Origin of the sequence: Saccharothrix coeruleofusca (assembly GCF_017876325.1) — a bacterium.
Taxonomy (GTDB): domain Bacteria; phylum Actinomycetota; class Actinomycetes; order Mycobacteriales; family Pseudonocardiaceae; genus Actinosynnema; species Actinosynnema coeruleofuscum.
In genome coordinates this window covers 4,497,471-4,517,105 of the sequence record NZ_JAGINV010000001.1, presented here as the reverse complement: position 1 = coordinate 4,517,105, position 19,635 = coordinate 4,497,471, and the positions used below count along the sequence as shown (strand labels likewise).

The window sequence follows — 19,635 nt, the reverse complement described above, 5'->3', positions numbered from 1 at the left end:
CGCGAGCCGACCCCGCGAGTTCAACGCTCGGGCACAAGGCCCGCTCACGACGGCCCGCTAAGGCATCAGCGGGCCGTCGTGCAGCACCGCGCCCGCCGCGTCCAAAGCCCGCACGTGCAGCTTGGTGACGTCGAGCTCGTAGCCGGGGCCACTGGTGCCCTCGGCGAAGTGCACCGCGAACGTGCCGTCCACCACCGACACAGCCCCCTGCTTGTCCCGGTAAGTGACCACCATCGACGCCACCCGGTCGTCGACCCGGCCGCCGACGTAGGCGTCGAGCGCGGACGGGCCGCCGTGGGCCGAGTCGAGCATGAGCACCACGCCCCTGGACGCGCCGCGCGTGGCGAGGTTGACCGTCTCGGGCATGCCGTTGGCCAACTGGCAGTAGAGCGTCTCGCCGATCCCGTCGCGCAGCACCAGCAACCCGGTGCCGGGGGCTGCGCTCGCCAGCGCCCCGGCCCGCCACGCCTCGGGGCGCTCGGCGCCCGGCAGGTTCTGCCGCATCGCGTGGTCCAGGCAGCGCGCGACCATCTTGTCCTGCTCGGTCGGGTCGGGTCGGGGGAACACCTCCCGCACGGTCGAGTCACCGGGGGTGGTGGCCGCGTCGATCCGCTCGGTCGTGCGGCGCAGGTCCTCGGAGGTGAAGGTCAGGTCGATGTGCTGCGGACCGGGGGCGAGCACGAACCGCCCCTGGTGCAGCAGGACCGAGACCCGCTCCCGCCACCACGTCACGGTGGCCTCCGCCTGGGCGGTGCCCTTCGGCGCCTGGCCGACGACCACCCCGGTGGGGGATCGCCACTGGACCGCCATGCCCTCCTGACCGGAGAGCGCGCCACTGGTCTTTGACTTGGCCACGGTGGTGTAGGTCAGCTCGCAGAAGCCCTCGTCGGCCCACACGAGCCGACGGCCGGGCATCGGCACGGTGAACCGCGCGTGGGTGAACTCGCACAGCCGCAAGTCCTCGGCTGAGGCCGGGACCGCCCGCAGGTCTGGCTCCAGCGGGCCGCGCGGCGCGCTGGAGGTGGTGCTCGGCGGCGCCAGCGCCGCGGTGTCGGCGCCCTGGGTGGACTGCGCGAGGATCGCCCCACCCGCCACCAGCACCGTCACCGCCACCGCGGCGGCCATCGGCGTGCGTGCGCCGCCGTGCCCGGCCATGATCTTCCTCCGCATCCGTTCCCGCACCGCAGGCGGCAACGGCTTGCGCGGGGGCAGCTGCTCGATCACTTCGTCTCCTCCAATTCGGCCCGCAGCCGAGCGCGTGCCCGTGAGATGCGGGAGCGGATGCTGGATTCGGCCACGCCCAGCACGGCGGCGGCCTCCGCGGTGGACAGCTCGCCCAGCAGGCACAGCTCCACCGCCTCACGCTCGGCCCTGGGCAGTCCGCGCACCACGGCCAGTACCCGCTTGAGCGCGCGGTCGTCGTCCACCGACGCCACCACCCGCTCGGCGTGGTCGGGTTCCAGTCCTTCGTCCGGAACCCGGTGCAGCGCCCGTCGGAACCGTCCCAACCTGCGGAACTCGGTGCGCGCCATGTTGCCCGCCACCGCGTACAGCCACGGCAGGGCGCTGTCGTGCACCAGCGCCACCTCGGCACGCCTGCGCCAGGCGGCCAGGAACACCGCCGAGGTCAGGTCCTCGGCCTGGGACCACGACGCGGTGAGCCGGTAGGCGTGGTTCCACACCGCCTCGGCGTGTCGGTCGAACAGTGCCGCGAAGGACGCCTTGTCCCCGCGCGCCCACAGCTGGGCGTCGGTGGCTGCCAACGGCGGCTCCCCCTGCCAGCTTGTCGTCGCAACGGTCATGCCGGTAGGTAGCCACAGCGCACCCCGGCGTTGCACGCCAGGGTGCCGCGCTCTCCTAGACTGGTCCCCTGCCCCAGTGCGAGGAGAGTGCGTGACCGTCCAACCCATCCGCTTCTTCGGCGACCCGGTGCTGCGGACCCCCGCCGTCGAGGTCACCGACTTCGACGCGGAGCTGCGCAAGCTGGTCAGGGACCTGTGGGACACCATGAGCGACGCCGGTGGGGCTGGGCTCGCGGCGCCGCAGGTGGGCGTCGGGCTGCGGGTGTTCACCTACCACTGCGACGGCTTCGCGGGCCACCTGGTCAACCCGACCTTCGACGTGGTCGGCGACGAGTTCCAGGACGGCCCCGAGGGCTGCCTGTCCATCCCCGGCCTGTCCTGGGACTGCCGCAGGCACCGCCAGGTGGTGGCCAGGGGCTGGAACATGCACGGCGAGCCGGTCGAGGTGGAGGGCACCGACCTGCTGGCCCGCTGCATCCAGCACGAGACCGACCACCTCGACGGCGTGCTGTTCGTCGACCGGCTGGACGAGGCCACCCGCAAGGCGGCGATGCGCGAGATCCGGCAGCAGTCCTGGTTCGACGGCGGCGTGCCCACCATCAAGCAGAGCCCCCACCCGCTGTTCGGAGGGGCCTGACCATGAGGCTGGTCTTCGCGGGCACGCCCGAGGTGGCGCTGCCCTCGCTGCGCGCGCTGCTGGACTCGCGCCACGAGGTGGTGGCCGTGGTCACCCGCCCGGACGCCCCGGCCGGGCGCGGGCGGCGGGTCGAGCGGTCCCCGGTGGCGGCGCTGGCCGACGAGCACGGCGTCGAGGTGCTGACCCCGGCCAAGGCGGGCGACCCGGAGTTCCTGGCGCGGCTGGCCGAGCTGGCCCCGGACCTGTGCCCGGTGGTCGCCTACGGCGCGCTGCTGCCCGAGTCCGCGCTGGCGATCCCCCGCCACGGCTGGGTCAACCTGCACTTCTCCGTGCTGCCCGCGTGGCGCGGCGCGGCCCCGGTGCAGGCGGCCGTGCGGCACGGCGACGACATCACCGGCGCGACCACGTTCCGCATCGTCAAGGAGCTGGACGCGGGCCCGGTGTTCGGCGTGGTGACCGAGCGGGTGCGCGAGCGCGACACCTCCGGCGAGCTGCTGGCGCGGCTGGCCGAGTCCGGTGCGAAGCTGCTGCTGTCCACCGTGGACGGCGTCGAGGACGGTTCGCTGCGGCCGGTGCCGCAGCCGGAGGAGGGCGTCAGCTACGCGCCCAAGGTGACCGTGGAGGACGCCCGGCTGGACTTCGCCACCCCGGCGGGCGCGCTGGACCGCGTGGCGCGGGCGGTGACCCCGGAGCCGGGGGCGTGGGCGCGGTTCCGCGGTGAGCGGCTCAAGCTGGGCCCGGTCACCCCGGTGGCGGGCGACCCGCTGCCGCCGGGGGAGATCCGGGTGGAGCGCAAGCGCGTGCTGGTCGGCACGGCGACCGACCCGGTGGCGCTGGGCGAGGTGCAGGCGCAGGGCAAGAAGCGGATGGCGGCCACCGACTGGGCGCGCGGCGTCCGGATCGAGCCGGGGGAGCGGATCTCATGAGCGCGCAGCGACCGTCCCGACCGTCACGGCCGCGCGGGCCGCACCCGCCGCGCAGGCGCGTCGGCCCGTCGCGCCCGCCGGTGGAGGACCCGGCGCGGCTGGCCGCGCTGGACACCCTGCGCGCGGTCCGCCAGCGCGACGCCTACGCCAACCTGGTGCTGCCGGGGCTGCTGCGGGAGCGCCGGATCACCGGCCGCGACGCCGCGCTGGCCACCGAGCTGGCCTACGGCACCTCCCGCGCCCAGGGGCTGCTGGACGCGGTGCTGGGCGCGTGCTCGGACCGGCCGCTGTCGGAGGTGGACGGCTCGGTGCTGGACGCCCTGCGGCTGGGCGCCTACCAGCTGCTGCGCACCCGCATCCCGCCGCACGCCGCGGTGGCCTCCACGGTCGACCTGGTGCGCGCCGAGCTGGGCTCGGGCGCGGCCGGGTTCGCCAACGCCGTGCTGCGCCGGGTCACCGAGCAGGACGAGGCGGGCTGGGTGGAGGAGCTGGCGCCGGACGAGGACGCCGACCCGATCGGCTACCTGGCCATGGCCAGCGCGCACCCGAGGTGGGTCGCGCAGGCCTTCGCCGAGGCGCTGGGCAGCCGGGGCGAGCCGCTGCGGGCGGCGCTGGCCGCCGACGACGCCCGGCCCGCCGTGCACCTGGCCGCGCGGCCGGGTGAGGTCAGCGCCGACGAGCTGGCCGCGATGACCGGCGGCGAGGTCGCGCCGTACTCGCCCTACGGGGTGCACCTGGAGCCGGGCGCGGGCGACCCCGGCGACCTGGAGCCGGTGCGCGAGCGGCTGGCGGCGGTGCAGGACGAGGGCAGCCAGCTGTGCGCGCTGGCGCTGACCCGCGCCCCGCTGGAGGGTCCCGACGAGCGGTGGCTGGACCTGTGCGCCGGGCCCGGCGGCAAGGCCGTGCTGCTGGGCGCGCTGGCGCACCTGTCCGGTGCGACCGTGGACGCGGTGGAGAAGGCCCCGCACCGCGCGGAGCTGGTCCGCAAGGCCGTGGGCGACCTGCCGGTCACCGTGCACGTGGGGGACGGCCGCGACCCGGACCTGCCCGAGGGCGGGTTCGACCGGGTTCTGGTGGACGCCCCGTGCACCGGCCTGGGCGCGCTGCGGCGCAGGCCCGAGGCGCGCTGGCGGCGGCAGCCCGCGGACGTGGCACCGCTGGCCCGGTTGCAGCGCGAGCTGCTGACCTCGGCGCTGCGGCTGGTGCGGCCCGGCGGCGTGGTGGCCTACGTGGTCTGCTCGCCGCACCTGGCCGAGACCGTCGGCGTGGTCGCGGACGTAGCCCGCCGCACCGGCGCGGAGCGGCTGGACACCAGGCAGTTCTTCCCCGGCGTGCCGAACCTGGGCCAAGGGCCGCAGGTGCAGCTGTGGCCGCACGAGCACGGCACGGACGCGATGTTCTGCGCGCTGCTGCGCAGGCCCGCGTGACCGCGGGCGGGCCGGTGCTGGGGCTGGTCGCCTCGGCCGCGGGCGGGGTGGAGTCGTGGTTGCGCGCCGGGCTGGCCGAGCCGCTGGCCCGGCGCGGCTGGCGGCTGGCGGTCACGCTCACCCCGACCGCCGCGCGGTGGCTGGAGGCGGCGGGCGAGCTGGCGCCGCTGGCCGCGCTGACCGACCTGCCGGTGCGGTGGACCTCGCGGCTGCCCGCCGAGCCCAAGCCGCACCCGGTGCCGGACGTGTTCGCCTTCGCGCCCGCCACGGTGAACTCCACCGCCAAGCTGGCCCTGGGCATCGCCGACAACCAGGCGCTGACCGCGCTGGGCGAGGCGCTGGGCCGCCGCGCGCCGCTGGTGGCGCTGGTCCAGGGCAACGAGGACCAGCGCGCGCACCCCGCGTTCGACGGCCACCTGGCGACCCTGCGCCGGTGCGGCGCGCGGGTGCTGCTGTCCGGCGGACCGGCGGCGGTGCTGGAGGAAGTGGACCGGGTCACCGACCAGCCCGCAGGGCATCGGTGAGCGGCGGAAAAGGGCCGGGGAACCGCGCGACCGGCGGCGACGTGAGGTGCGACTCCCCGGTCGGCCCGCGCGGTGGCGCGACCCTAGACTGACCAGTCGTGGCCCACCCGCCGATGATCGCCCCCAGCATCCTGTCCGCCGACTTCGCGCGGCTGGCCGACGAGGCCGCCGCGGTGGCGGGGGCGGACTGGCTGCACGTCGACGTCATGGACGCGCACTTCGTGCCGAACCTGACCCTCGGCCTGCCCGTGGTCAAGGCGCTGCGCAAGGCCACCGACCTGCCGCTGGACTGCCACCTGATGATCGAGGACCCGGACCGCTGGGCGATCGGCTACGCCGAGGCGGGCGTCCACAACGTCACCGTGCACGTCGAGGCCGCCGCCGATCCGGTGCGGCTGGCCAAGGACCTGCGCGCCGCCGGGGCCATGGCGGGCCTGTCGCTCAAGCCGGGCACCCCGCTGGAGCCGCACCTGGACGTGCTCAAGCACTACGACACGCTGCTGGTGATGTCGGTGGAGCCGGGCTTCGGCGGCCAGAAGTTCATGCCCGAGGTGCTGGACAAGGTGCGCACCGCGCGCAGGCTGGTCGACACCGGGCACCTCACCCTGGTCGTGGAGATCGACGGCGGCATCAACGCCGACACCATCGAGCAGGCCGCCGAGGCCGGGGTGGACTGCTTCGTCGCGGGCTCCGCCGTCTACGACGCGGCCGACCCCGCCGAGGCGATGGAGCGGCTGCGCGCGCAGGCGGCCCGCGCCCGGTGAACCTCGACGAGGCGATGGCGAGGGCCATCGCGGCCAGCGCGCGGGTCCGCGGCACCACCAGCCCCAACCCCCCGGTCGGCTGCGTCGTGCTGGACGCGGCGGGCGAGCTCGTCGGCGAGGGCGCGACCCGGCCGCCCGGCCAGGCGCACGCCGAGGTCGTGGCGCTGGCGCGAGCGGGGGAGCGGGCCCGCGGCGGCACCGCCGTGGTCACCCTCGAACCGTGCTCCCACCAGGGCCGCACCCCGCCCTGCACCGACGCGCTGCTGCGCGCGGGCGTCGCGCGCGTGGTGCACGCCGTGGCCGATCCGAACCCCAAGGCCGCAGGCGGCGCCCAGGTGCTGCGCGCGGCGGGCGTGGTGGTCGAGTCCGGTCTGCGCGCCGAGGAGGTCGCGCTGGGGCCGCTGCGCGCGTGGCTGCACTTCGCCCGCACCGGCCGCCCGCACGTGACCTGGAAGTACGCCGCCACCCTCGACGGCCGCACCGCCGCCGAGGACGGCACCAGCCGCTGGATCAGCTCGGCGGAGTCCCGCGCCGAGGTGCACGGCCTGCGCACCGCGATCGACGCCATCGTGGTCGGCACCGGCACCGTGCTGGCCGACAACCCGCGGCTGACCGCGCGCGGCGAGGGCGTCACCCGCCAGCCGCTGCGGGTGGTGGTCGGCGAGAGCGACCTGCCACCGGGCTCGCACGTGCTCGACGACGAGGCCGAGACCGTCCACGTGCGCACCCACGACCCCGACGAAGTGCTGGCCGAGCTGGCGCGGCGCGGAGCGGTGGACGTGCTGCTTGAGGGCGGGCCTACTCTGGCAGGGGCGTTCGTGCGCGCGGGCCGGGTGGACCGGGTGCTGGCGTACGTCGCGCCCAAGCTGCTCGGCGCGGGGCCCCCTGCGCTGCGGGACGCGGGCGTGTCGACCGTCACCGACGCCGTGGAGCTGGTGGTCGAGCAGGTGGGGATGTGCGGACCGGACGTGCGCGTCTCGGCCACGATCGCGGCCACCACGTCCGAGGGCTGACAGGAGGAACGTTGTTCACCGGGATCGTCGAGGAGCTGGGCGAGGTCGTCGCCGTGACCGACCTGCCGGACGCGGCCCGCGTCACCATCGCGGGCCCGCTGGTCACCAGCGACGCCAAGCACGGCGACTCCATCGCGGTGAACGGCGTGTGCCTCACCGTGGTGGAGGTCGCCGACGGCGCGTTCACCGCGGACGTGATGCGCGAGACGCTGGTCCGCAGCAGCCTGGCCAAGGTCGCCGAGGGCGACAAGGTCAACCTGGAGCGGGCCGCCGCGGTCGGCCAGCGGCTGGGCGGGCACATCGTGCAGGGCCACGTGGACGGCACCGGCACGGTGCTGGCGCGGGAGAAGGCCCAGCACTGGGAGCTGGTCCACATCGGACTGCCGCCGCAGCTGGCCCGCTACGTGGTGGAGAAGGGCTCGATCACCGTCGACGGCGTGTCGCTGACCGTGGTCTCGGTGGGCGTGGACGAGTTCACCGTCAGCCTCATCCCCACCACCCTGGAGCTGACCACGCTGGGTCGCCGCAAGCCCGGCGACCGGGTCAACCTGGAGGTGGACGTGCTGGCCAAGTACGTCGAGCGGCTGGCCACGCCGCACCTGCGCCGCGAGGAGGACCGGTGACCGACTTCACCGACGTCGAGCGGGCGATCGCCGACATCGCCAAGGGCAGGCCGGTCATCGTCGTGGACGACGAGGACCGCGAGAACGAGGGCGACCTGATCTTCGCCGCCGAGAAGGCCACGCCCGAGCTGCTGGCCTTCATGGTCCGCTACACCTCGGGCTACGTGTGCGTGTCGCTGACCGAGGCCGACTGCGACCGGCTGGACCTGCCGCCGATGTACCACACCAACCAGGACCAGCGGGGCACCGCCTACACCGTCACCGTGGACGCCCGCGAGGGCCTCGGCACCGGCATCTCCGCCGCCGACCGGGCCCGCACCATCCGGCTGCTGGCCGACCCGAACGCGGGCCCCAAGGACTTCACCCGGCCCGGCCACGTGGTGCCGCTGCGCGCCAAGGACGGCGGCGTGCTGCGCCGCCCCGGCCACACCGAGGCGGGCGTGGACCTGTCCCGGCTGGCCGGTCTGGCCCCGGCGGGCGTGCTCTGCGAGATCGTGTCGCAGAAGGACGAGGGCGACATGGCCCGCCGCGACGAGCTGGAGGTCTTCGCCCGCGAGCACGACCTGGCGCTGATCACCATCGCCGACCTGATCGCCTACCGCAGGCGGGTGGAGACCCAGGTCGAGCGGGTCGCCGAGGCGCGCATCCCGACCGCCCACGGCACGTTCCGCGCGGTCGGCTACGACAGCAAGATCGACGGCATCGAGCACGTGGCGCTGGTCTACGGCGAGATCGGCGACGGCGAGGACGTGCTGGTGCGCGTGCACTCCGAGTGCCTGACCGGCGACGTGTTCGGCTCGCTGCGCTGCGACTGCGGCCCGCAGCTGGACGCGGCGCTGGAGGCGGTGGCCGCGCAGGGCCGCGGCGTGGTGCTCTACATGCGCGGCCACGAGGGCCGCGGCATCGGCCTGATGCACAAGCTGCAGGCCTACCAGCTGCAGGACGCGGGCGCGGACACGGTGGACGCGAACCTGGGGCTGGGGCTGCCCGCCGACGCCCGCGACTACGGCACCGGTGCGCAGATCCTGTCCGAGCTGGGCATCAAGTCGATGCGACTGCTGACTAACAACCCGGCCAAGCGGGTCGGGCTGGAGGGCTACGGGCTGCGGGTGGTCGACCGGGTGCCGCTGCCCATCTCACCGAACCCGGAGAACCTGCGCTACCTGCGCACCAAGCGCGACCGGATGGGGCACGAGCTGCACCAGCTGGAGCAGTACGAGGCGCTGGGCCAGGGTGGCGCGATCGTCAGCACGGAGGGCGCGGAATGAGCGGCGAAGGCCGTCCCGACATCGATGTCCCGACCGCGGCGGGCCTGCGCCTGGCCGTGGTGGCGACCCGGTGGCACACCCGGATCACCGACAACCTGGTGGCCCGCGCGCTGGTGGCCGCCGAGAAGGCGGGCATCGCCGAGCCGACCGTGGCGCGCGTGGCGGGCGCGGTCGAGCTGCCCGTGGTGGCCCAGGAGCTGGCCCGCACGCACGACGCGGTGGTCGCGCTGGGCGTGGTCATCCGCGGCGGCACCCCGCACTTCGAGTACGTGTGCGACGCGGTGACGGCGGGCCTGACGCGGGTGGCGCTGGACGAGTCGACCCCGGTGGGCAACGGCGTGCTCACCTGCGACACCGAGGAGCAGGCGCTGGCGCGGGCCGGGTTCCCGGACTCGGTGGAGGACAAGGGCTTCGAGGCGTGCGCCGCCGCGCTGGACACGGCGCTGGTGCTGCGCGGACTCAGGGAGGGCCGGTGACCACCGCCGTGGCAGTCGAGTTCCGCCCCAAGAAGATCCGCCTGGTCGCCGCGGTCTGCGCGGTGTTCCTGGTGGTGGTGTTCACCATCGTCGGCCTGCTGCTGGGCGACACCCCCACGGGTGTCATCTTCCGCACCTCCGACCAGGTGGCGATGATCATCCTAGGGGTGCTGCTGGCCTGCGGCGTGCTGCTGCTGGCCCGGCCGAGGGTGCGCGCCGACGCCGAGGGCGTCGAGGTGCGCAACGTGATCACCTCGCACCGGTTCGCCTGGTCCGACGTGCTGCACGTGAGCTTTCCCGACGGCGCGTCGTGGGCGCGGCTGGAGCTGCCCGACGACGAGTACATCTCGGTCATGGCCGTGCAGGCGGTGGACCGCGAGCACGCGGTGGCCGCCGTCCGCGCGCTGCGGGAGCTGCACCGGGCCGCTCGCGGCTGAGGCCCCTACCGATGGCGTGGTGCTGTTGGCGGACAGGGTGTCCGCCAACAGCACCTTTCCGGACTGGTCGTGGCTGCCTAGGTTCGAGGTGATCGACAACCTCTGGGGGCAGCCATGCGCAGACGTCATCTCCTGGCAGGAACCGCGGCGGGCGTGGTGGCGCTCGGCCTGAACCCGGCGGCGGCGCACGCCCAGCGCCCCGGCGCCTCCGCCGCGCCGGACCTGCACCTGGGCGACCTGCCGGTGGTGGGGCGCGTGCGGGCGCGCAACGCGATGGAGCACCTCCACGTGCTCAGCGAGCGGATCGGCCAGCGCATCGGCGGCACCGAGTCCGAGCACCGCGCCCGCGACTACCTCGCCCGCGTGCTGCGCGACCTGCGCTACCGGGTCGAGCTGCAGCCGTTTCCCGCGCCGGACAAGTACCTCTCGCAGCTGGCGCTGCCCGACGGCACCCGCTGGCACGCGGGCGCGTCCCGCTCCGGCGCCCTCGGGGTGACCGCGCGCGGCCCCGTGGTGGACCTGGACGCGGGCGCGACGCTGCCCGACGACCTGACCGGCAAGATCGCCCTGCTGGTGAACCTCCCGACCGGCTCCACCGCCGCCGTCGAGGCGGCGCGGCGCGGCGCGGCGGCCGTGCTGATCGGCCGCGTCTCCACCCCGCCCGCGGGCAAGACCAGCGCGTTCTCGCCCGCGTTGGCCGAGAACGTGGCCCCGCCGGTGCTGGGCATCGCCCAGGTGCAGGTGGAGCGGCTGCGCGCGGCGGGTGCGGTCGAGCTGACCGTGTCCACCACCGCCCACACCAACCTGACCTCGTACAACGTCATCGCCGAACGCCCGGCGACGTTCCCCGGCTCGGACGGCGTGGTCATGGTGACCGCGCACTACGACAGCGTCCCCGGCTCGCCGGGTGCCAACGACGACGGCAGCGGCACCGTGCTGGCGCTGGAGCTGGCCCGCGTGCTGCGCCTGCTGCCCACCCGCAAGGCGCTGCGGTTCGCCCTGTGGGGTTCGGAGGAGCAGGGCCTGATCGGCTCGCGGTACTACGTCAACCAGCTGGCCGAGGCCGAGGCGGCGCGCATCACCGGGGTGTTCCAGAACGACATGGTGGCCACCAGCCACGGCCCCGCGACGGCGTACTGGCTGCTGTCCGTCGACGGCACCGCCAACGCCGCGACCAGCGAGGTCGCCGCCGCGGCCGCGCGCCTGGGCTACGGCGCGCGGGTGCACGGGCCCACGCCCCGCGGCAGCAGCGACCACGTGCCGTTCCACGAGCGCGGCATCGCGGCGGCCAACTTCAGCTGGCGCGGGGAAGGCGGACCGCACGAGCTGGAGCCGCTGTACCACACCCCCGAGGACACGATCGCGGCCAACGTCAGCCCGCAGCGCTTGCAGGTGTCCCTGGAGCTGATCGGCGCCGCCGCCTACCGCCTGGCCGCCTCCCGCTAACACCCCAACACGCCCACCACGCCCGTCCCCGGTGTCACCCACCTATGGGCGTGTTGGGCGTGTCGCCCCCGCGAGTCGAACCTCCAGGACCCCTGAATTCAACCTTCGCGCACCCTGACCCGCACTTTCGCGCCCTCGACCGCCCTTCTCGGACCCCGGCCCACGCACCCCCCGCTTCCGCGCCTCGGGTAGTAGTTACCGGCCTTCTCGGCCCCGTCGGGTAGTACTTGCCGACGCACCAGGGCGTGCGCGGAGTGCGCGCAGCGGGGTGCCCGCGAGCGCCGTCCTTGGCGACCTGCCACGCGGCGAGCGCACCGCCCTTGCCCCACCCCAACGACGAACTCGCGGTACCCGAGCGTTCGACTCGCGGGGGTGAGCGGTCACAGGACTCCGACCATGATCACCGCCAGTGCCGCGGCGAGCAGGCACAGCCCTAACCGCCTATGCATCGGAGGGGTCCTGCGCCGCCGCTTCGAGGCGTTCGATGCGGGCCAGCACCGGTTCCAGCTCCCGGCGCACCACGGCGGCGACCAGGGCCGCCGGGTCCGCTTGCTGGGTGTTGGCGCGCAGCTGGGCGTAGCCGCTGAGCGCCGCCACCACGGCCTGCCGGGTCGAGCGGGAGTCCACGCCCAACTCGCGCAGCACGGCCCCGGCGCTCCCGTCGGGCTCGGCGAGCAGCCCCAGCAGCAGGTGCTCGCAGCCGACGTAGTTGTGCCCCAGCGAGATCGCCTCGGTGACGCTGAGCTCCAGCGCGTTGGCGGCCGGACCGCTGAACCCGCTCGCCGAGCCCGGCGCGCTCGGGGCGGGCAGCGCCCGCGCGACCCGCTCGGGCGAGACCTCCAGGACGCGCAGCACGCGCAGGGCCAGGTTGTCGCCCTCGTCGAGCACCCCGCGCAGCAGGTGCTCGGTGCCGACCGCCGCGCCATCCGCGCGGGCGTGCTCGATCGCGAGCCGGAGGGCGGTGCGGGCGCGGTCGGTGAGCTGCGACAGCTGCGCGTTCGGGTCGGGGGTGGCCAGGTCGTCCAGGGTCATCGCGCGGATCGCGGCGACCCGGCGCACCGACTGCTCCAGCGCCCGCTGGCAGATCGCCGACACCGGCACGCCCGACTGCTTGACCTGCTCGGCGAGCTCGTCCGGCAGGTAGACGTTGATCTTCGGCATGACCGCTCCCCTCGGGATACCACTGTGTACCCCCAGGTGTACCCCCATGAGGGGTTACATGTCAACGCCAGTGGCGCGCAGGAAGCGCTCACCGAGTACGCGCAGGTGTTCCACCAGCTCCGGCGGCTCCTTCACGTCGAAATCGATGCCGATCATGCCGATCCACAGCCCGACCTCCTCCAACGACGGCGTGCCGACGGTGAGCAGGGTGCGCTCGTCGTCGATCCGGGTCAGGTGCACCGAGGTGGCCGACGTCCGCGCCGCCACCACCTCCAGCGGCGCGTGCACCACCAGCTCCACCTGGTAGGTGTACGGGGCCACGGAGATCTGCCGCGACACGTAGGACGCCAGGTCCTCGGCGGGCGGCTCACGCGGGGTGAACCGGGCCCCGAGCGCGGGCGGGCCCTCGATCCGGTCCACCCGGAACGTCCGCCAGTCCGCCCGGTCCACGTCCCAGGCCACGAAGTACCAGCGCCGCCCGGTGTGGGCCAGCCCCAGCGGCTCGACGTGCCGCTGGGACGCGCCGTCCCGCCCGGCGTAGCCGAACCGCAGCCGCTGGTGGTCCCGGCACGCCCCGGCGAGCACGGTCAGCACTTCCGGGTCGACCGTGGCCACGGTCGGGGTCAGCGCCACCACGTGCGCGTGCAGCGCGTTGACCCGCCTGCGCAGGCGGGAGGGCAGCACCTGCTCCAGCTTGGCCAGCGCGCGCACGGAGGTCTCCTCGATGCCCGCGATGGTGCCGCCCGCGGCGGTGCGCAGCCCCACGGCCACGGCCACCGCCTCGTCGTCGTCCAGCAGCAGCGGGGGCAGCTCCGCGCCCGCGCCCAGTTGGTAGCCGCCCGCCGCGCCGGGCACCGAGTTCACCGGGTAGCCCAGGGTGCGCAACTTGTCCACGTCGCGCCGCACGGTGCGCACGTCCACGCCCAGCCGCCGGGCCAGGTCCGCCCCGGTCCAGTCGCGGCGGACCTGGAGCAGGGACAGCAGGCGCAGCAAGCGGGCCGAGGTCTCCAGCACGCCGCCAGTCTGCCGGCGGTCGAGGACGACTACGGTCCTCGTTCGGCGCCCTCCGGCCACACCACGACCACCGGCACGCCGGACGCCCGCGCGTGCTCGACCACGTCGCCGGTGCCGCCGCGCCCGCCCGCGGGCTGCCCGTCCCACACCGCCACCAGCAGTTCGACGCTGGCCAGCATCCGCTCGTTGGCCATCACGTAGGCGTGCCGCCCGGACAGCTCGTTGGGCAGGATGCTCACCACGTGCGCCTGGGCCAGCAGCTCGTCGTACTCGGCGACCCGCTCCGGCTTGAGCCGGTCCCGGTAGTCCATCGCGGGCAGCACGACCTCGACCCGTCCGCCCAGCTCCAGCACCACCCGCGCGAACAGCTGGTCCGCGCCTGGCGCCAGGCAGGTCACCCCGACCAGGGGTGACCCGCCCGACGCCTCGGTTTCCAGCACTTCGCGGATCGCCGCCTTCACGACGTCCACGCAGTCGGGCACGAGGTTGCTGTGCCCGGTGATCCCCACTCGCATCAGGCCGTCCGCATCCCTCGGATCGCCTCACGGGTGTCGCGCACCAGCGGCAGGTCGCGGTGCCGCTCCGCCTCCTTGGCGAAGTCCTGCAACTTGCGCACCACCCGCCCGGACGCCAGGCCCGCCGCGGTCGGCAGCACCTCCTGGATCAGCGCGCACGCCTCCTCGGGCTGGCCCGCCACCATCTTGGTGCGGGCCAGGCTGATGACGTCGAAGGCCCGGTTGCGCACCCGCGCCGGGTCGCGCAGCCGCAGCGCCCGCCGGATGTGCACCTCGGCCTGCGGCGCCTGCGCCGGGTCGTGCACGGCGAGGTCGCGCATCCGCGCTCCGATCACCCCTTCCAGTTCCGCTTCGTCGAAGCTGTCCAGCCACCACGGCTCGCCGCCGGAGCGCCGCTGGGCGAAGCAGTCCTGCGCCTGCCCCACCGCCCGGTGGAACTCCCGCACCTTGCCCAGCTGCGCGTACGCCCACGCCTCGCGGGTCAGCAGCAGGGCCTGCAGCGTCGGGGTGGCGTTGCGCCGCGTCCCGTACTGCCCCAGCTGCACCAGTTCCAGGCCGTCCTCCGGGCGGCCCAGGTCGAACATCTGCCGCGCCATCGCCGCCAGGCACAGCGCGGCGAACGGGTCGTTGCGCCCGGCCTTGGCCATGCGCACGCCCAGCACGTAGTAGCGCTGCGCCGCGTCGTGCATCCCGGCGTCCCAGGACATGCTGGCCGCGACCTTGGACAGCTCCGCGCCGATGAAGAACGCCCGCTCAGTGGTCGGTCCCGCGGGCGCGCGGGACAGGCGCTCGGCCAGTTCCTCCAACTGCCCGAGCACCGCTTTGCGGGCCAGTCCGTACCCGCCCCGGCCGCCCCAGCCGCGCAGCCCGTCCGCGACGTGCTGCAACGCGGCCAGCTCCTCCTCGCTGATCGCCGCGTTGGACGACCAACGGGACAGGGGCTGCAGCGGGTGTAGCCACCGCTGCAGCGGTTCGACCAGTGCGGGACCCATAGCCACCGCGGCGGCTCCGGAGAGCGCCGCTCGTCTGCTGATCGCCAAGTCGTTCCTCGCCGTCTCTTCGACCGATCTGGCAATGCTCGACGCGTCCCACGCCGCGCCGAGCACATCGGGCGGGGCACCGCGCTCGGGGCCCGCCTGGCTTGGGATTCCGATCCGGTCGAACCACAGCCGGTCGCCGGGGACGCCCAGCGCGCGCGCGAAGTGGCGCAGGCGGTCGATCCGGTCGATCGGGTTCTCCCCGGTCTCGTACCGCGAAAGCTGTGCTTGGCTGATCCCCAGCCAGGACGCCATGCGGTCCTGGGTGATGCGGCTGACGTGCTGCGGGTGGTGCCGGTAGGCGGCGAGGAGCGCCCCCATGTCCCGCTGGGCGAACGCCGCGGCCATCACGGGGTGGTCCCAGAACTCGTCGGTGAGCAGCGGCGGGCCGTACAGCTCGGTGCGGGCGTTGCGCCTGCACCGGTGGCACAGCCGGTCGGTGTTGTCGGCGGCGATCAGCGCTCCGCACGACGGGCAGGCACGCCTGGTGCTGGATGCTCTACGACCGTTCGCTTCCATCGGCTCGCTCCCGTCACTGAGCGTGCGCACCAGCATAGAGAGATGTGCTCCCCAGTCCATGCATTTCATGCATAAGAGGCGGTGGGTCTCACCGCACGGAGGCGGTGACGCCTCGTGCTGGATGCCGGTGATCCGCGCGCTGCATGGATCGGACCCGGTTCGGGTGTGGTGACCCAGCGCGCTCACCAGCACGCTGCGTGGTGTGCGGGCGCAGGGAGGACCTCCTGCCCGCGGACCACAACGCCGCTCGTCCACCCGATCGGGAGGGACACCGCCAATGAGCATCACCGCAACGACCCACGCAGAGAGCTCCACACCGCGCCCTGGCCCCCGTGACCGCGCGCACCAGCAGGCGCTCGGCGAGGCCATCGCGGGCTACCGGTTGCTCGGCTGGAGGGTCTCCGTGACCGAGCAGGGCGTCTTCCTGCCGCTGGGCCCCGCCACGACCGCGCTGGCCATGCCCGCCCGGATCGGCTCGCGCGTGTTAGCCGACTTGAAGGCCCGGATGCTGGCCGGTCCGGTCACCGTCATCCCCGGCCCCCGCGAGCACTGGATCTTCCTGGCCGAGCTGGTGGCGCTGCTGCCGACGCACCTCAAGGCACCCCCGGAGGTGCAGTTCGTGCGCTCGCCGCAGCGCATCGCGCTGCCGCCGACGATGACCCGCTACGGCTCGCTGCGCTGGGCCAACCCGCCGTCGCACTCCAGGCACTGGTTCCCGCCGTTCACCGCGGTGCTCGCGCTGGCCCGCACGGCGGTGTCCCAGGACCGGTAGCCGCCGGCCGCCAGGCTCGGCCGGGGAGGACGGGCGGGTGGTGCGCCGAGACGCCGCCCGCCCGGTCCGCCCGTCGGGCGGGCGCGGGGAAGACCGGCGGGGCGGGCTGGTGGCGCCGCCCGTCCCGCCGCGCGCCGCGCGACCGGTGCGCGGCGGGTGGCGCGCCTCCCGCCACCCGCCGCGACACCGCCGCCCGACCCCGCCGCCCGACCCTGCCGCCCCGACCCGGCCGGAGGGCGGTGCCGCGGCTCGCCACCCGCCGGGGTGGAATGGGGGCGTGCACCGTCGAACACTCCTGTGCGGACTCCTCGCGCTCACCGCCTGCGGCACCCCCTCGCCCGGCCGCACCCCCGGACCCGGCTCCGCCCGGCCCGGCGACCGGATCGCGGGCCTGGCCGACCTGCCGGTCGGCTCCGGGGCGCTGGTGGACACCCCCGGCGGCGGGCAGCTGCTGCTGGTCCGGCCCGCCGACACCGAGGTCCGCGCGTTCAACCCGGCCTGCCCGCACCAGGGCACCGTCGTCAACCCGCCTGCGGGCGGCGCGATCGTCTGCCCGACCCACCGCAGCGAGTTCGACCCGGCCACCGGCGCGGTCACCAGGGGACCGGCGGTCAAGGGGCTGGCCGAGGTGGCCGTGCGGCTGGCGGGCCAGGACGTGCTGCTGGCCTGACCGGTTCGAAATCCGTCGAAGTGCTGAACCTCCCCGTCCCGTGGGGTCGTATTGGAGGTGTACTCCCGAACACCCCCACCACATCGCGGAGGATCGGTTGACCACCACCGAGAACGCAGCCCTGTCCCGGCGCAAGATGCTGTGCGGCGTCCTGGTCGCGCTGGCCGTCCCCGGCGGCCTGGCCGCGTGCGGCGACGCGGCCACCACCGGCGACTCGTCCGGGACGACGGGCGGCACCACGGGCGGCAGCACCGGCGGCAGCACCGGCGGGACCACGGGCGGCAGCACCGGCTCGGCGGGCGCCGCGGCCATCGTGGCGCTGGCCGACGTGCCCGACGGCGGCGGCGTCATCGCGGGCAACCCGGCCAACAGCAAGCCCCTGGTCCTGGTGCGCACCGGCGACACCGTCAAGGCCTTCGACGCGGCCTGCCCGCACGCGGGCACCACCGTCGCCGAGCCCGAGGGCGGCACCATCACCTGCCCCAACCACGGCAGCCAGTTCGACGCCGCCACCGGCGCGGTGCGCAAGGGGCCCGCCACGAAGGGGCTGCCCGAGGTCGAGGTCAAGGTCGAGGGCGGGCAGGTGGTGCTGGCCTGAGCGGGGCGACGGGTCGGCCGGGCGGGGCGCTGTCGGTGCCCGCACGTAGGCTTGTCGACGTGGCCGACCCGTCGACCTATCGCCCCGCTCCCGGCACCATCCCGGAGGCCCCCGGCGTCTACAAGTTCCGCGACGCGGGTGGCCGGGTGGTCTACGTCGGCAAGGCCAAGAGCCTGCGCTCCCGGCTGAACTCCTACTTCGCCGACATCGCCGGGCTGCACCCGCGCACCCGGCAGATGGTCACCACGGCCGCCGCCGTCGAGTGGACCGTGGTCAGCACCGAGGTCGAGGCGCTCCAGCTGGAGTACAACTGGATCAAGGAGTTCGACCCCCGGTTCAACGTCCGCTACCGCGACGACAAGACCTACCCGGTGCTGGCCGTGACGCTGAACGAGGAGTACCCCCGGCTGCACGTCTACCGCGGCCCCCGGCGCAAGGGGGTGCGCTACTTCGGCCCCTACGCGCACGCGTGGGCCATCCGCGAGACGCTGGACCTGCTGCTGCGGGTCTTCCCCGCGCGCACCTGCTCGGCCGGGGTGTTCAAGCGGCACAACCAGATCGGCCGCCCCTGCCTGCTGGGCTACATCGACAAGTGCTCGGCCCCCTGCGTGGGCAAGGTCAGCGCCGAGCAGCACCGCGGCATCGTCGAGGACTTCTGCGACTTCCTGGCGGGCCGCACCGACGCGATGGTGCGCAGGCTGGAGCGGGAGATGACCGCCGCGGCCGAGGAGCTGGAGTTCGAGAAGGCCGCCCGGCTGCGCGACGACCAGGCCGCGCTGCGCCGCGCCATGGAGAAGCAGGCCGTGGTGCTCGGCGACGGCACCGACGCCGACGTGGTCGCCTTCGCCGCCGACGAGCTGGAGGTCTCGGTCCAGGTCTTCCACGTGCGCGGGGGCCGGGTGCGCGGCCAGCGCGGCTGGGTGGTGGACCGGGTGGACGAGGCGGGCACGGCCGAGCTGGTCGACCAGTTCGTCACCCAGTTCTACGGCGCGCAGGCGGAGTCCGCCGAGGCGGGCGGGGTGGAGGCGGCCCCGGTGCCGCGCGAGGTGCTGGTGCCCGAGCTGCCCGACGACGCCCCCGCCGTGGAGCGCTGGCTGTCGGACCTGCGCGGCGGCCGGGTGGTGCTGCGGGTGCCGCAGCGCGGCGACAAGCGGGCGCTGATGGAGACCGTGGAGCGCAACGCCAAGGAGGCGTTCCAGCAGCACAAGATGCGCCGCGCGGGCGACCTGACGGCGCGCTCGGCGGCGTTGCAGGAGCTGCAGGAGGCGCTGGGGCTGGACACCGCGCCGCTGCGCATCGAGTGCACCGACATCAGCCACGTGCAGGGCACCGACGTGGTGGCCTCGCTGGTGGTGTTCGAGGACGGCCTGCCGCGCAAGTCCGAGTACCGCCGGTTCGCCATCCGCGAGGGCGCCGAGCAGGGCGACGTGGGCTCGATCGCCGAGGTGGTGCGCCGCCGGTTCCAGGCGTACTTGAAGGAGACCGCCTCGGGTGTGCAGGGCCCCAACCCCGGCATCGACCCGGAGACCGGCAAGCCGCGCAGGTTCGCCTACGCGCCGAACCTGCTGGTCGTCGACGGCGGCGCGCCCCAGGCGGCGGTGGCCTCGGACGTGCTGGCCGAGCTGGGCATCACCGACGTGGCCGTGGTCGGCCTGGCCAAGCGGCTGGAGGAGGTCTGGGTGCCCGGCGAGCCGGACCCGGTGATCCTGCCCCGCACCAGCGAGGCCCTCTACCTGTTGCAGCGCGTGCGCGACGAGGCGCACCGGTTCGCGGTGGCCTACCACCGGCAGAAGCGGTCCAAGCGGATGACCACCTCGGCGCTGGACGACGTGCCGGGGCTGGGCGCCACCCGCCGGGCCGCGCTGCTCAAGCACTTCGGCTCGTTGAAGAGACTGCGCGAGGCGAGCATCGAGGAGATCAGCGGGGTGCCCGGAGTGGGCAGGCGCACCGCCGAGGCCGTGCACGCGACGTTGAGCGCGGCCGGTACCGAAGGGGAGCAGACGTGA

The 19,635-nt window shown here is 74.7% G+C and carries 21 protein-coding genes; 15 read left to right on the top strand and 6 right to left on the bottom strand.

The genetic code is table 11. The features are described 5' to 3' along the window. Window positions 1-57 precede the first annotated feature (57 nt). Window positions 58-1,224, bottom strand: a complete 1,167-nt coding sequence (locus JOF41_RS19905) for a hypothetical protein (protein ID WP_189224677.1) — start codon at window positions 1,222-1,224, stop codon at window positions 58-60. Continuing rightward, the gene (locus JOF41_RS19900) at window positions 1,221-1,802 is read right to left on the bottom strand and encodes an RNA polymerase sigma factor (protein ID WP_189224676.1); all 582 of its coding nucleotides are present in this window, start codon (window positions 1,800-1,802) and stop codon (window positions 1,221-1,223) included. Before JOF41_RS19900 ends, JOF41_RS19905 begins: the two co-directional genes overlap by 4 nt. Window positions 1,803-1,893: 91 nt before the next feature. Here JOF41_RS19900 and def point away from each other — a divergent pair, with 91 nt between their 5' ends. The 11 genes from def to JOF41_RS19845 all read left to right on the top strand — a co-directional run bounded on the left by def (window position 1,894) and on the right by JOF41_RS19845 (window position 11,343). Beyond that, on the top strand, window positions 1,894-2,439 hold the full coding sequence (gene def, locus JOF41_RS19895) for a peptide deformylase (protein WP_189224675.1): 546 nt from the start codon (window positions 1,894-1,896) through the stop codon (window positions 2,437-2,439). Between the two features lie 2 nt (window positions 2,440-2,441). Continuing rightward, window positions 2,442-3,365 (top strand): methionyl-tRNA formyltransferase, encoded by a 924-nt coding sequence (fmt, locus tag JOF41_RS19890; protein ID WP_209621084.1) that lies wholly within the window; start codon window positions 2,442-2,444, stop codon window positions 3,363-3,365. Beyond that, window positions 3,362-4,792: an RsmB/NOP family class I SAM-dependent RNA methyltransferase gene (locus JOF41_RS19885; RefSeq protein WP_189224673.1), complete on the top strand. Its 1,431-nt coding sequence runs from the start codon at window positions 3,362-3,364 to the stop codon at window positions 4,790-4,792. Before fmt ends, JOF41_RS19885 begins: the two co-directional genes overlap by 4 nt. Continuing rightward, entirely contained in the window at window positions 4,789-5,316 is a 528-nt protein-coding gene (locus tag JOF41_RS19880) for a flavoprotein (protein WP_189224672.1), read from the top strand. The genes JOF41_RS19885 and JOF41_RS19880 overlap by 4 nt, the downstream gene beginning before the upstream one ends. 113 nt (window positions 5,317-5,429) lie before the next feature. Continuing rightward, the gene (rpe, locus tag JOF41_RS19875; RefSeq protein ID WP_209624329.1) at window positions 5,430-6,080 is read left to right on the top strand and encodes a ribulose-phosphate 3-epimerase; all 651 of its coding nucleotides are present in this window, start codon (window positions 5,430-5,432) and stop codon (window positions 6,078-6,080) included. Between the two features lie 14 nt (window positions 6,081-6,094). After that, a complete protein-coding gene (ribD, locus tag JOF41_RS19870; RefSeq protein ID WP_189224671.1) occupies window positions 6,095-7,093 on the top strand; it encodes a bifunctional diaminohydroxyphosphoribosylaminopyrimidine deaminase/5-amino-6-(5-phosphoribosylamino)uracil reductase RibD in 999 nt (332 codons plus the stop codon). 11 nt (window positions 7,094-7,104) lie between these two features. After that, entirely contained in the window at window positions 7,105-7,716 is a 612-nt protein-coding gene (locus JOF41_RS19865; protein ID WP_189224670.1) for a riboflavin synthase, read from the top strand. Further along, on the top strand, window positions 7,713-8,984 hold the full coding sequence (locus JOF41_RS19860) for a bifunctional 3,4-dihydroxy-2-butanone-4-phosphate synthase/GTP cyclohydrolase II (protein ID WP_209621081.1): 1,272 nt from the start codon (window positions 7,713-7,715) through the stop codon (window positions 8,982-8,984). The genes JOF41_RS19865 and JOF41_RS19860 overlap by 4 nt, the downstream gene beginning before the upstream one ends. Beyond that, the gene (gene ribH / locus JOF41_RS19855) at window positions 8,981-9,460 is read left to right on the top strand and encodes a 6,7-dimethyl-8-ribityllumazine synthase (protein ID WP_189224668.1); all 480 of its coding nucleotides are present in this window, start codon (window positions 8,981-8,983) and stop codon (window positions 9,458-9,460) included. Before JOF41_RS19860 ends, ribH begins: the two co-directional genes overlap by 4 nt. Beyond that, window positions 9,457-9,897: a PH domain-containing protein gene (locus JOF41_RS19850; protein ID WP_307867472.1), complete on the top strand. Its 441-nt coding sequence runs from the start codon at window positions 9,457-9,459 to the stop codon at window positions 9,895-9,897. The genes ribH and JOF41_RS19850 overlap by 4 nt, the downstream gene beginning before the upstream one ends. Before the next feature lie 114 nt (window positions 9,898-10,011). Next, window positions 10,012-11,343 carry a M28 family peptidase gene (locus JOF41_RS19845; protein ID WP_209621078.1) on the top strand — a complete coding sequence of 444 codons (1,332 nt, stop codon included), beginning with the start codon at window positions 10,012-10,014 and terminating at the stop codon, window positions 11,341-11,343. Window positions 11,344-11,784: 441 nt separating this feature from the next. On the opposite strand, the gene JOF41_RS19840 is transcribed toward JOF41_RS19845, so the two are convergent. The 4 genes from JOF41_RS19840 to JOF41_RS19825 are packed head-to-tail and all read right to left on the bottom strand — an operon-like array spanning window position 11,785 to window position 15,589. Continuing rightward, window positions 11,785-12,504: a Clp protease N-terminal domain-containing protein gene (locus tag JOF41_RS19840; RefSeq protein ID WP_189224666.1), complete on the bottom strand. Its 720-nt coding sequence runs from the start codon at window positions 12,502-12,504 to the stop codon at window positions 11,785-11,787. A gap of 54 nt (window positions 12,505-12,558) precedes the next feature. Next, window positions 12,559-13,518: a helix-turn-helix transcriptional regulator gene (locus JOF41_RS19835; RefSeq protein ID WP_189224665.1), complete on the bottom strand. Its 960-nt coding sequence runs from the start codon at window positions 13,516-13,518 to the stop codon at window positions 12,559-12,561. A gap of 29 nt (window positions 13,519-13,547) precedes the next feature. After that, window positions 13,548-14,033: a hypothetical protein gene (locus JOF41_RS19830; protein WP_189224664.1), complete on the bottom strand. Its 486-nt coding sequence runs from the start codon at window positions 14,031-14,033 to the stop codon at window positions 13,548-13,550. Further along, on the bottom strand, window positions 14,033-15,589 hold the full coding sequence (locus JOF41_RS19825; RefSeq protein ID WP_229795891.1) for a helix-turn-helix domain-containing protein: 1,557 nt from the start codon (window positions 15,587-15,589) through the stop codon (window positions 14,033-14,035). Before JOF41_RS19825 ends, JOF41_RS19830 begins: the two co-directional genes overlap by 1 nt. Window positions 15,590-15,866: 277 nt before the next feature. On the opposite strand from JOF41_RS19825, the gene JOF41_RS19820 reads away from it, so the two are divergent. The 4 genes from JOF41_RS19820 (at window position 15,867) to uvrC (ending at window position 19,635) form a co-directional block, all read left to right on the top strand. Beyond that, window positions 15,867-16,361, top strand: a complete 495-nt coding sequence (locus JOF41_RS19820; RefSeq protein WP_189224662.1) for a hypothetical protein — start codon at window positions 15,867-15,869, stop codon at window positions 16,359-16,361. A 277-nt stretch (window positions 16,362-16,638) separates the two neighbouring features. Then, window positions 16,639-17,031 carry a Rieske (2Fe-2S) protein gene (locus JOF41_RS19815; RefSeq protein WP_189224661.1) on the top strand — a complete coding sequence of 131 codons (393 nt, stop codon included), beginning with the start codon at window positions 16,639-16,641 and terminating at the stop codon, window positions 17,029-17,031. Window positions 17,032-17,128: 97 nt separating this feature from the next. Then, window positions 17,129-17,629, top strand: coding sequence for a Rieske (2Fe-2S) protein (locus JOF41_RS19810; RefSeq protein WP_209621075.1), 501 nt, complete (start codon window positions 17,129-17,131; stop codon window positions 17,627-17,629). A 59-nt stretch (window positions 17,630-17,688) separates the two neighbouring features. Beyond that, window positions 17,689-19,635 (top strand): excinuclease ABC subunit UvrC, encoded by a 1,947-nt coding sequence (gene uvrC, locus JOF41_RS19805; RefSeq protein ID WP_189224659.1) that lies wholly within the window; start codon window positions 17,689-17,691, stop codon window positions 19,633-19,635.